Genomic DNA, 12,449 nt, shown 5'->3' on the forward strand with positions numbered 1-12,449 from the left:
CGGGCCACGCGATGGGCGGCACGGCGGGCGGGCTCGTGGGCGCGGCCGTCGGCGGCGGCGCGGGGGCGGCGCTGGGCGGCCACGTGTCGCGCAACAACTCGCGCTCCGACGATTACTACCGCGGCGGCAAGCACAAGAAAAAGAAGCACCACAAGCACAACGACTGACCGGCGGTTCCCGGCGGCCTCCGATGGCGCCGGGTTACCGTGCGCGAACGGCAACGGCGGCGCTCAGGCCGCCGTTGCCGTTTTCGGTGATCAGCGCCCTGAGCACCAGGTCCGAGATCGTGCGATAGGCCGCGTCGAAATCGTCGCTCCCCAGCGCGCGCTTGCCGAGCACCAGCAGCATCTGCGACGCGAAATCCGCATACGACTGCGTCGCTGCCCAGATCAGGAAGAACAGGTGCTCGGCATCGACCTGCCGGACCTTGCCTTCGTCGATCCAGCGCTCGAGCACCCGGATGTCGTCCCGCAGCACCGGGATCAGTTGCTTGCGGATCTCCTTTCCGTAGGTCTTCGCGCCGCCGATGATCTCCAGCGCGAACACCCGTGATCCATGCGGGCGGTTCCGGGAAAATTCGAGTTTGGCGCGGATATAGGCCGACATCGCTTCCGCCGGCTCGCGCTCGGGCGCCGCGAACTCCCGCATCCTGCCGAGCCAGTCCCGCAGGACGTCGTCCAGCACGCGTCTGTAGAGCGCCAGCTTCGTCGGGAAGTAGTACATCAGGTTCTGCTTCGACAGGCCGGCCGCTGCCGCGATCGCCGCAACGGAGCTCCCTTCGAATCCATACGTGGAAAACGATTCCTCGGCGGCGGCGAGAATGGCCGCCTCGAGGGTATCGCGCAGCGCTTCCCGCCGGCCGGGTGGCCGGGCGGGCGGTTCTGCGGTCGGCGCGGACGGGTTCATCGCTCGATCCTCCACCGGCATGTCGGGCCGGAGCCGCCGTCCGCTCAACGCGCGTTCGCTTCGGGATAGGTGATGTGTTCCGGCGCGCGCTGCATGATGACCTTCCCGCCGCGCAGCGACGTACGCACCCTGGCCTGCTTGCGAATCACTTCGTAGTCGCTATCGGCGTCGAGGATCAGCAGATTGGCCGGCCGCCCGACGGCGAGGCCGTACCGGTCGCCGAGGGACATCGCGTTCGCGCTGTGCTCGGTGACGAAATCGAGGCACCGCTGCAGGTCTTCGTATCCGAGCATGTGGCACACGTGCAGGCCCACGTCGAGAATGCGCAGGATGTTGCCGTTGCCGACGGGGTACCACGGGTCCTTGATCGAATCCTGTCCGAAGCACACGTTGATGCCGGCGCGATCGAGCTCCGCCACACGCGTGATGCCGCGCCGCTTCGGGTAGGTGTCGAAACGCCCCTGCAGGTGGATGCTTTCGGTCGGACACGAAATGAAATGAATCTCCGAGCGCTTCAGCAGCCGGAACAGCTTCGAGCAATAAGCGTTGTCGTAGGAGCCCATCGCGGTCGTGTGGCTCGCGGTGACGCGCTTGCCCATCCCGCGTACCCGCGCTTCCTCGGCGAGCACTTCCAGGAAGCGCGATTGCGGATCGTCGGTTTCGTCGCAATGGACGTCGACGAGGCAGCCCTTGCGCTCCGCGAGATCCATCAGGAACTTGATGGAGCTCACGCCCTGGTCGCGCGTGTTCTCGAAATGCGGAATGCCGCCAACGACGTCGGCGCCCATCTCGATCGCGCGCTCCATCAACGCGCGGCCGTTGTCGAACGACTCGATGCCTTCCTGCGGAAACGCGACGATCTGCAGGTCGATGAGATCGCGCGCCTCTTCCCTGACTTCGACCATCGCCTTCAACGCGGCGAGCGTGGGATCGGTGACGTCCACGTGCGTGCGCACGTGCTGGATGCCGTTGTCGCGCAGCATCCCGATCGTCGTGTGCGCGCGGGCTTTCGTATCGTCGTGCGTGATCGTGGCCTTGCGCTGCCCCCATCGCTCGATGCCTTCGAACAGCGTGCCGCTCATGTTCCATTCGGGTTCGCCGGCGGTCAGCGTCGCATCGAGATGGATATGCGGCTCGACCAGCGGCGGGATGACGAGATTGCTGCCGGCATCGATGACGTCGTTCCCTTGCGGCGTCAGCGGCGACGGCTGGAGGTCGATCGCACGGATCGTGTCCGCATCGAGGTCGATCGTGAAGAGGCCGCTACGGCCGCGCAATCTGGCGTTGATGATCTTCATGTGGGTTCCTGTCGTTCGAGTGGGGCCGGAAGGGCGCGCAGCGGAATCATTCGCCCTGGACGGACGGCTCGCGCGAGAACGCGCGGGCAACCTGCAGCAGCACGATGTACGCGGCGGCGGACGCCGCGATGCCGACGATCGGCGCGATCCACGGCGAGGTGTAGGCGAGTATCGCACCGATCGCATAGGCGGCCAGGCCGACCAGGTTGAAGCGCGGCAGGCGGGCGGTCGCAAGCGACGGGTAGGTGCCGCGATGGCGGTACCAGTAGTCCGCCATGATCACGCCGCCGACGGGCGGAATGATCGAGCCGAGCAGTACGAGGAACGGAATCAGCAGCTCGTACATCCCGCCGACCGCGAGCACGATGCCGATCGCCGCCCCCACGAGGACGAGCGTGCGCCGCCGCTCGGTGCGCAGCAGGTGGCAGCCGGCGGCCGCCACGTTGTACATCGTCGGCCCCTGGATGGTCCAGAGATTCAGGCACAGCATCACGACCGCCGCGATCGACAGGCCCTGCAGCATCATCACCTCGACGATGTCGGCCTGCTGATAGACGATCGCGCAGTACGCGCCCGCGACGATCATCAGGCCGTTGCCCGCGAAGAACCCGATCATGCTGGCGGACACGGCGCTGCGCGCGCTGCGGGCGAGGCGCGTCCAGTTGGTCGCCTGCGTGGCGCCGCTCGCGAAGGTGCCGATGACCATCGTCACCGCGGCCGAGAACTGCATCGGATGCGTCGGCACGACGTGCTTGAGGCCGGCCCACCCGCCGATATCGCGGGTGGCGATCCACATCGACGTCATCAGCAGCACGAACATCAACGGCACGGACACGCGCGACAGCACGTCCATGCCGCGATAGCCGATGATGGCCGTGATCGAGAATCCGAAGCCGAACAGGATCATCAACGGCGTGGTCACCGACGCGGGCCAGCCGAGCAGCTTGACCAGCACGATGGCGACCGTCGCGGTGCCCCACGCGTACCAGCCGAGTTCCGCGAAGCCGAGCAGGAAATCGGACAGCTTGCTGCCGACTTCGCCGAAGCAGAAGCGCCCCATCAGCACCGCATTCAGGCCGCTGCGCGCGGCGATCAGCGCAAGCGACGCCGCGTAGGCGGCGAGCAGCAGGTTACCGATCACGGCGATCTGGATCATGCTGACGACATCGAAGGCGACGCCGATTTTGCCGCCGGCGAACATCGTCCCGGTGAAGAACGTGAAGCTCAGCAGCACCATCGTGATCGATAGAAAGCCGGTGCGTTTCTCGAGCGGGACTTCGCTCAGCGCGAATTCCCCGTGGTTCGACCCGGCAGTCGGGCGTGCATCCTGGTTCGTGGGCATCTCGTTTTCCGTGGGCGATCGGGTTGTGGGCTGAAGGAGGTCGCGCAGGCCCGTGCACGGGCAGCGGACGGGCTGTTTCTGTTTCTGTTTTCAGCGCGTCATTCTCTCTGGCCAAAATTTTTACAAGCGTAAAAATTTGGTGTGCGCGTGGCGGTCGCGAAGCGGCTGCCGGGAAAGCGTGCCGCGGTTGACCGCCCGGGGGCGCTTGGGGCGTTGTGACTGCGGGAACCGGCTTATCCGGGATTGACGTGACCCGCGCATTGATCGGGGCGAGGCCCCGATCCCGGCGAATCGCTGGATTCGACCGGGAAAGAACGTGGCCTCGATTCAGGCCGACGAACTAAAGCTGCCCTATTTTGGAATGCTGGGGAAGGCAGGCGTATCAAGCTTCGCCGGTGCCGCACACTTCCTGAGAGCGCAACTTTAGTTCCAAAATTTCGGAACTGAAGTTTGGACAACGTTGATGCGTGAACTAAAGTCGCGCGATTTCTGCCATGCAGGTGAATGTGTTTGGCGGGAACTGGATTGTCTTGTGTGACGACATGTATCAGTTGAGGACACCGGCAACTGCGTTCACATTCGGTGAACGGTCCCTTGGTAGTTGGATTGGGAACATCCTATTTGTCTGATTAGTGGGTGCAACGTCTTGCGACGAAACGAGTCAGTCAGGGCCGTCTGACTACTGACATTGGTCTAGTTGACAGTTGCGGCGCGACTCGCGGAATCGACTTGGAGGTGGCGGCGGGCGATATCGATGCCGCTGAGGCTGTGGACTTTGCGGCCCCAAAGATCAATCTCTAAGCTAAGCCTCCGGAATGCAGGCGGGATATTTCAATTTCCCTTCGTCATAGCAGTGGTCTGGCCACCGTGTCTGCTCCACTAACGACATTTCGCTTTCCTCTAGTTGATGCACTTTCTGCATCACAAGGAGGTCCATAGAGGCGAATTGGTGGCAACTGCGGATCGCGTTGATTCGAATTATTCACGGAGCAGACTTTGCTCTGACTTTGTAGAACAAAGGAAAAATAAAGCCGTGGCGTCAACTAAAGTTGGATAGCGTGTGCATTGCAGACGCATCGGTTCCTGAATGGACACAATTAGCAGTATCTACGAACTTCAACAAATACATGGACTACCTCCAAAGTAGTCCAAGATTTTGTCCGCATCCCCTCCGGACGCAGGGCCGCAATCCTGACCTTCAAACCGTCGTGCAAACGAAGGTTTGGCACCCCGGAGGCGTCCATGCGCGCTCGACGGAAGGCGAGCAGGACCTCAAGGCCGCACGGACGGCGCAAGCGCCAGGGCGGTTTCGAGCACGGCCCGTCCGAATGTGCGGGCGTATGCGGTCGCATCGGCGTCGTCACGCGGTCGGTCGGCGCTCTCCTTGAACGGCAATTCGATGGTCATCGCCAGCGCATCGAATTGCTCCGCGACCCACGGGATGCACTTCCTTGGGCTCGCGTGGTCAGGTCGGTCGACGGAATAGCCGCGGGCTGTCTGGAACACGGGGGAGCGTCGCAGCAGGTCCTCGTCGAACGTGCGGCGCAGGGCCTGCAAGCGTGGCGTCCAGGCGGGGCTGCCGTCGGCGCCCACCGAGAAGACGTGGGGCAGGACCTCGTCGCCATGGAAGTCGACGAGCAGGTCGAGTCCGAGCGCTTGCATGCGACGGCGCACGGCGGCCGTCTCGGGCGCATCAGGATACTCACGGTCCCAGCAGCGGTTGAGGTTGGCGCCGCGCGCGTTCGTGCGCAGGTTGCCCAGGCGCACGCCGTCCGGATTGGCATTGACGATGACATGCACGGCTGAGCCACCGTTCTCCCAAACAGGACGCAGCTCGCCGCACAGCCCCTGCACGAGGCCCTCGAGGCAATAACCGCCCTGCGATTCGCCCGGATGCTGGCGAGCCATGAACCAGAGGCGAGTGCGTGGCGCATCGCCCTCGAACGAGAGCATGCGGATCGGCTCGCCGAGCGCGGAGGTCCCGAGGGTCTCCAGCGTTGCGCCTGCCTGCGTCGCCTGAGCGACGAGGTTGTCTTCGGCGACGCGGTCGAAGGTCGGAAAATAGGCAAAGCGCAGGCGCCGGGCCGGGCCGGGCGCGTGGAACGCGAGCGCATCGCCATCGAAGTCTGTTGGCAGGCGGCGCCAGGCCGCCGCCTCGCCGCCATCGGCGCGCATGCAGACGCGGTAGTCGACCCAGCCTTTAGGGTAGGACGAGCCGGCCAAACCCTCGATGCGCACGTCGACGCCGCCGGGCGGTAGATCGACCAGCTCGAACGCGAACCATTGGGCGAATTCGGCGGCGTTGTCGCTGCGCAGACGCAAACGCAGGGGCGAGCCGCTGGTGGGAGAGGCAACGTGATCGATGGCGGCGGCTTCGAAATCGGTGTCGATGTGCATAGGTCTGGTGTTAGGACAGTGTCAGGGCCTGCAGGCTTACAACGCGACATTTTGCGCGCCGTTGATGCAGGCGTTTGTGGCACGGGACGAAGGTGCCGCAGCGGACGCGAGATCCGCCAGCAGCAGATCCACGACGCGGGCAGCGTGAGCTGCGTTCAGCACGAGGTTACTGGTGAGCAAGAACACGCCTTGCGTACTGTTCCCGATCGCGAATAATCGGTGCGCGCTTCCGTGAGCGCCGATCACGCGGTTGGTGTGCGGATCGACGTCGATGCCGCCGAAAGGGTGACGACGCGCGAGCCCCCCGGCGATCAGGCTCGGATAGAGCGGCCCGGCCGACGCGTCCGGGCCGCCCACCAGACCGGTGCAGTTCACGAGCACCGGCACGCGCAGATCCGGGGCCAGCGTCGGTCCCCCCGTTCCGAAGCGCAGCACGAAGGCCTCGCCGTCGTGAGTCACCTCCTTCAGGGGCCAGAGATTGGTGACGCGGCCGGCCCGCAGTAGTCCTGCCACCTTGCGGCCGTTCTCGAGCGGGATGGAGACACGGTAGCCCATGTACGCGCCGTAGGCGCCGCGCATGAGGCGGCGGCGGTCGTCATCGGGCAGGGCGTTCCAAAAATCCGCGACGTAGTCGTTGAAGGGGATCAGGGCGTCTTGCCAGGGCTTGCGTACGTTGGCTTCGCGTTCCTCGACGCAGGCTAGAAAGGCCTGCGTGGGCGAGAGTTCGGGCCGCGTGATGCTGCGCACCGGCAGGCGTCTGCCCTCGGCACGCGCCATCTCGCGCAACATCAGGCGCATGAGGCGCACCAGCGAGACCGATCCCGGACCGGCGTGGCGTGCGTATCGAGCGACCTCCAGCGTCGCCGGCGCCAACACATGATTGCCGTTACCGCCGCCCACCATGGGCAACTGACCGGTGCGCGAGGCCAGGAAGACGGGCCCGCGATGCCCCTGGTCCGTCAGCGCGATGGCCGTGTCCACCGCGCTCAGGCGGCTGCCCAGCAACGCGACCGGCGCGTCGGCACCGATGCGCCGCGAGAGCCCTTCGTTCGGATAAGGCAGGGCGACGTAGCCTTCCTGCCCCTCGAAGCGCCGGAACGCCGATGACGGCCCGTTGCCGGTGGCAAGCACCACGCTGCGCGCGACGAAGCTGGCGCCGTTCGATACGGTGACCCGGTATGATCCGGATTCCTCATCGATATCGATGACCATGCCGCGCTCCTTGCGCACGCGCCAGCCCAGCGCCGCCAGTGCCGCCAACGTACGGCGCACGCGGCTGACCAGGTAGTCCCCGAACAGGGGACGCGGGGCATAGCCGTCCGCCTCAAGCGGCACGTTGGCGTGCTGGGGCTCGAGCCGTCCCGCAGCGCGCTCCTCGGCGAACCAGCGGAAGAACTCGCCGAGATCGTCGGCGCGCACCGAGATGGCGGCGTTCGCGCGATTGAGAAGGTTGCTGTTCGCGTCGCGGCCGTAGGCGATGCCGCGCCCCGGCTCCTCCGCCGGATCGACGATGACCACGCTACCGACGAAGCCGCCGGCGTCGACTTCCAGTCTCGCGAGGAAGGACGCCCCGACCGCGCCGCAGCCGACGAGCGCAATGTCGCAGGGTTCACGCATACCGTCCTCCGACCTGCTGTCCGTCGTGCGCATCACGAGCGCCAGATCGTGCGTTGCGCGTGCCAGTCGACAAGCTTGACCCAGCGCGACGTGACTTCACCGACGGTGTCCGCGTGGTAGACGAAGCTCGCAACCTCGGCGTTGGTCATCGCCGGGCCGTTGTACGCGCGCCCGGGTTGACCGTAGGCCGTGTATTTGACGACCCACGGAATATCGCAGTCCTTGGGAATGGCTTCCAGCACGGCGGGCTGCGGCGGCAAGAGGATGCGAGCGGCCAGCCGCTCGCGCAGTGTGGGCCGCCACGCTTCGGCGTATCCGGGCAGGCAGCAGCAGCGCACGTATTCCATCTTCAGGTCGACGCCGGTGGCCGCAATGATCTCGTCATTGATCGCGCCGCCGCCGATGCGTGCGGCAATCTCGCACAGCATCAATCCCTCGTGCCTGTCCTGCAGCAACTGTGCATGGAACATCATGGTCGGCGCCGACGGCAGGGCGCGTCCGACCAGATGCGTGACGAACTCTTCCACCGCGAGCCGTTCGGCATCGTCCGCAGGCAGCGAATACGTGCCGACGGCTTGGCCTTTCATGAAGTCCAGCGTGGTGTTGATGTACTTGGCGACCTGCATGAACGCGGGCTCACCGCGCAGCACGAGACCGTCGATACGGAACATCGGGCCGTCGCAGAAGGTCTCCACGAACAGTTGCGGGCGGAAATCCGTCGCGGCGATCGCACCGGACGCGAGGTAGGCCTCGAGCTCCTCATCGGTGCGCAGGACGCCAACCTGCGCCGAACCACGGCCCGAAATCGGGCGCACGATGACAGGCAGTCCGTTGGCCCGCACGAAGTGCAGCAGGTCGAAGGCGCTTTCCACGCGGGCGAACCGCGGCGTGCCGAGGCCCGCCGCGCGTGCACGTTCCTTCATCAGCAGCTTGTCGCGGAAGATCCACGCATTCGCTTCGGAGTGCCCCGGGATGCCGCAGCGTTCACGAATGCGCGCGGTGCGCAGCACGTCGACCTCCGACAGCGAGACCACGTTGCGCAGCGGCGTGGCCGCGTGGATCTCGTGCGCTCGCTTCTCCGGCAGATCGTTGTGCTCGTAATTGCAGAAGGTGTGGACGCGGGAAAACGCGCCGTCCACGTGGGCCTCGATGCGCTGACGCGCGTCGTCGGTGTCCGCGCCGGTGAAGAGGATGGCATCGGGGCCGACCGATCGCCGCCACTCCGCAGCGGGGGTAGACATCAGTACCTTGGGCGTAACGAAAAGAAGATTTCTCATAGCGGAAGCCGCAGCGGCAAGGCCCGGCGCAAAGGGGGTTGTCGAGGCCGGCAAGTCAGGCTGCGGTGGTGTCGAGGACGACTCGCAGCCGATCGCGACTATTCTCTGCAGCGGTGGCCGCTACACCAGGCGTCGTGCCAACGGCCAGGCAATAACCGAGTCGCTGACTGGAACTCGCGGCCGGCGCGACGCGGCTGCCCGTCTTGGCGTCGAGATGCACGGCGCGCACGCCCGGCACCGCCGCGGCGTGCTCGATGTTGTCGATACCCTTGACCGTGCCGGCGCCGGGGCTCAAGAGGAAGCGGATCGCCGCGGCCGGTGCCTGTTGCGGCAGGGGCTCGATGGCGCGCCCGCACAGGCGCGCCAGGGTTTCGCGATAGACGTTGCGGCCCGTCACGATGTGCACGAGCTCCCAGATCTGGTCGCCGCCTGGACGCGTCTGCGTCTCGATGGCCTTCGGCCCTTGCGGGGTGAGCCGGAACTCGGAATGGCAGGGCCCGTTGCGATGGGCGATTGCGGTCAGCACATCGATCGCCGCAGCACCGAGGGCTTCGAGATCGTGCACGCCGCGCGAGGCCGGGATCACGTGCCCGAGTTCGACGAAGTTCGGCGCGCCCGTGGTCAGCTTCTCCGTCACCGCCAGCACCTCATGCACGCCGTCCGCGCTGATGGTTTCGACGCTGAACTCCGGGCCGTCGACGTATTCCTCGACGATGATGGCGCCGCCCTTCGCGCCGGTGGCGTGCCGCCAGGCGGCCTCGAGCTCGGAAGCGTCGCGCACGAGACCGACACCGCGGCTCCCGCTCGCGCCCACCGGCTTGACGATGATCGGCTCGCCAATTTCCGCGAGGAAGGCCCGTGCGTCGTCCAGGTCAGCGCAGCGGCGGTAGCGCACGCCGTTGCAGCCAGCGGCGGCAAGGGCGTCGCGCGTCGCGGCCTTATCGCACGCGGTGCGGATGGCTGCGGGCGGATTCCAGCACACGCCGAGCGCTTCGCCGACGGCCGCCGCCGCGAGGAGCCAGGGTTCCTGGAAGGTAATGACGCTCGCATAAGGCCTGCGCGCATGCTCGCGGAGGGCGAAGTCGGCGATGCGCGCGACGTCGTCGTGCTCGGCGAGAAAGACTTCGCTTGCAGCAGCGCGCTGGCGCTCGGTCAGGCCTTTCTCGCTTTGTATCAGGTCGGCGCGGCAACCGAGTTCGGTCAGCCACTCGACGCTTGAGTCGCGGCCGCCGAGGATGAGGATCTTGTCGTCTGCAGTCATGAGGAGCATTCAGGGAAAATAGGTTCGGACGGCTACGAAGGCGAGCGCGAGCGCCGGCGCAAGCAGCAGCCCGTCGTAGAAGCGGGAGATCACGAGGTACAGGGCGATGACGCCGACCAGGGCTGCCTCGCGGTGCCAGCCGCCCGAGAGCGGCGAGATGCCGCCCGGGAGCAGCAGGCCGACCACCATCGAGGCAATGCAGCAAGCCAGGAAGGCGCGGTTGAAGCGATCCATGGTCGGCGAGATTTCTCCGGTCATGCGACGCCTCGCAAGCAGCGGGAGCAGGCGCAGCGCCAGCGTGAGGGCGCCGGTAACCGCGATCACGGACCAGATGGCAAGGTGTGTCATGGCTTTTGCGAATGTGCCTGACGCCGAGGGCGGCCCACGACGTCGACGATGCGCGGCGAGACCGCGAACAGCCAGGACAGCACGAACACCATCAGCAGCGTGCCGAAGGCCGGGTTCAGCGTCTTGGACAACGGGGTCAGCACTGCGCAGGCGATTGCCACGGTCACGAAGCCGGGGCCGCCCCCGGCGTTGAAGATGCGGCCCACGAGCAGCATCGCGACCATCACGTCGAGGCCATCGACCCACACCGGCGTCGCCAGACCGCCGAGTGCGTTGCCCACGGCCGTCGACAGCACCGCAGCGACATACAGCAGCACGCAGGACACTGCGAGCTCAAGCTCCTCGCGCCACGCGTCCTCCTCCGCCTCGCTATCGCGCTGGTGCAGCTTGAAGCGCGTGAACGACAGGCCGCTCAGCATCGCGCACCAGATCGCCATGCGCCGCGCCGGCACCGTGCGCAGGCTGCTGACCACGGTGAAGGCCATGAACAGCAGGCGCAGGTTGATGATCACGACGGCCGCGCTCACCGCGCCGATGCCGACGCCCGCCTTGAGCATGTCGATCATCACGAGCTGCGCGGGCGCAGCGAATACGAATGCCGTCATGGCAACGGCGTCGGGCAGGTTGAAGCCCGCGCTGCGCGCAGCCGCACCCACCGTCATGAACGATACGACGATGGAGCCGAGCAGCGGCAGCGTAGGCGCGGCCGCCGCACGCAAGGTAGCGAGATCGAGGCGCGCGCGCGTCATCGGGCGGGAAGTTCCTGGGCGCTGTTGGATGCCGCGGTGTCGGTCCACGATTCTCCGTTCACTTCGTCGCGCGCCGATGTCAGCGAGCGGCCGGCGCACGGGCCCTTGACGCAGTGGCCCGATGCGTCGAAGAGGGCACCGTGGACGCTGCAGACAAGGTAGCCGTTTTCGGTGCAGAGCGGCGACATCGAGTCCAGACGGGCACCCGTGTGCGGGCAGGAGTTGACGAAGGTCGTCGTGCCGGCACGGCCGACGACGACGATGGTGCTGCCACCCGGCGCCGCGCCGATCGCGACGGTCCGAACGTCGCCCTCACGCAGGGAGGTCCCACCGGGCGTGTTGGAAGGGCCGGCGACGTCGCGTGCCCGGTCGTGACCCTCGAAGCGGGCGCGGTAGTCGATGGCCTTGTCCAGAAAGCGCTGGAAGTCGCAGTTGCGCACGAACTCCTCGACGATCGCTCCGCCCTCATAGCCTGCGGCGCCGAGACGGTGCAGGACTTCGTCGAGCGGGAAATCGCCGTCGCCGATCGGTACGTGGGCATGGTTGCGCCCCTTCATATCGGCGATGTGGACGTTGGCGACGTAGGGCGCAATCTGCGTCAACGCGTCGAGGAAGTCGGCCTCGCTGTCGTAGCGTGAGCGCAGGTGGATCACGTCCAGGGTCACGCGAGCGCCCGTGGCCTGACACATGGCGATCTGTTCCTCGACCGAGTGGACGATGTAGGAAGGGCGTTCGTCGCCCATGTTCTCGAGACTGATCTGTACGCCGCGCGACTCGGCGTAGCGCACCGCCTCCACCAACGATTCGTGCAAGTGGCGGTTGAAGATCTCTCGTTCCTGGCCTTCGTGGTAGCCGGGGTGGCAGGTCACGATGCGCGCACCGATGTCGGCGCCGAAGTCAACGGCGCGCGAGAGCAGGGTGATCGAACGCGCGCGCTCGTCGGCGCTCGGCGACGCAAGGTTCGTGGCCTCCCCGAACCAGGGCGCGTGCACGCTCAGGCGCACGCCGGTGCGTTGCGCGGTTTCGCGGAGGGAGGCGACGAGTGCGTCGTAACGCTCGTGGCCGCATTCGAGGACGGCGGGCTGGGCGTCTTCCGATATCTCGATCTCCACGGCGCCGAAACGTTCGGACAGGAAGGCGACCGCGGTGGCAACATCGGCCGGCGCGAGCGCCGTGTTGGTCGGATGATTCAGGACGTTGGTGGAAAAGCCAATCGTCGGCAGGCGGGGCGTGGTTGCGGGTTGCATGGGGGAG

The 12,449-nt window shown here is 66.3% G+C and carries 10 protein-coding genes; all 10 read right to left on the reverse strand.

Going from position 1 to position 12,449, the window contains the following annotated elements; all coding sequences use genetic code 11:
- Positions 1 to 201: 201 nt before the first annotated feature.
- On the reverse strand, positions 202 to 906 hold the full coding sequence (locus E9536_RS05065) for a TetR family transcriptional regulator C-terminal domain-containing protein (RefSeq protein WP_034195967.1): 705 nt from the start codon (positions 904 to 906) through the stop codon (positions 202 to 204).
- Between the two features lie 44 nt (positions 907 to 950).
- On the reverse strand, positions 951 to 2,204 hold the full coding sequence (gene codA, locus E9536_RS05070) for a cytosine deaminase (protein ID WP_060086251.1): 1,254 nt from the start codon (positions 2,202 to 2,204) through the stop codon (positions 951 to 953).
- A gap of 46 nt (positions 2,205 to 2,250) precedes the next feature.
- On the reverse strand, positions 2,251 to 3,546 hold the full coding sequence (gene codB, locus E9536_RS05075; RefSeq protein ID WP_059650142.1) for a cytosine permease: 1,296 nt from the start codon (positions 3,544 to 3,546) through the stop codon (positions 2,251 to 2,253).
- Between the two features lie 1,272 nt (positions 3,547 to 4,818).
- A complete protein-coding gene (locus E9536_RS05080; RefSeq protein ID WP_059698214.1) occupies positions 4,819 to 5,943 on the reverse strand; it encodes a M14-type cytosolic carboxypeptidase in 1,125 nt (374 codons plus the stop codon).
- A gap of 36 nt (positions 5,944 to 5,979) precedes the next feature.
- A complete protein-coding gene (locus E9536_RS05085) occupies positions 5,980 to 7,560 on the reverse strand; it encodes an FAD/NAD(P)-binding protein (protein WP_162923118.1) in 1,581 nt (526 codons plus the stop codon).
- A 32-nt stretch (positions 7,561 to 7,592) separates the two neighbouring features.
- On the reverse strand, positions 7,593 to 8,801 hold the full coding sequence (locus tag E9536_RS05090; RefSeq protein ID WP_168799500.1) for a hypothetical protein: 1,209 nt from the start codon (positions 8,799 to 8,801) through the stop codon (positions 7,593 to 7,595).
- Positions 8,802 to 8,892: 91 nt separating this feature from the next.
- Positions 8,893 to 10,098, reverse strand: coding sequence for an ATP-grasp domain-containing protein (locus E9536_RS05095; RefSeq protein ID WP_168799501.1), 1,206 nt, complete (start codon positions 10,096 to 10,098; stop codon positions 8,893 to 8,895).
- A gap of 9 nt (positions 10,099 to 10,107) precedes the next feature.
- Positions 10,108 to 10,446: a hypothetical protein gene (locus E9536_RS05100; RefSeq protein WP_059650152.1), complete on the reverse strand. Its 339-nt coding sequence runs from the start codon at positions 10,444 to 10,446 to the stop codon at positions 10,108 to 10,110.
- Positions 10,443 to 11,195, reverse strand: coding sequence for an AzlC family ABC transporter permease (locus E9536_RS05105; protein ID WP_136469425.1), 753 nt, complete (start codon positions 11,193 to 11,195; stop codon positions 10,443 to 10,445). Before E9536_RS05105 ends, E9536_RS05100 begins: the two co-directional genes overlap by 4 nt.
- Positions 11,192 to 12,442, reverse strand: coding sequence for a TIM barrel protein (locus E9536_RS05110; protein WP_119338087.1), 1,251 nt, complete (start codon positions 12,440 to 12,442; stop codon positions 11,192 to 11,194). The genes E9536_RS05105 and E9536_RS05110 overlap by 4 nt, the downstream gene beginning before the upstream one ends.
- Between the last annotated feature and the right edge of the window lie 7 nt (positions 12,443 to 12,449).

This window comes from Burkholderia sp. LS-044 (assembly GCF_004803625.1).
GTDB lineage: Bacteria > Pseudomonadota > Gammaproteobacteria > Burkholderiales > Burkholderiaceae > Burkholderia > Burkholderia cepacia.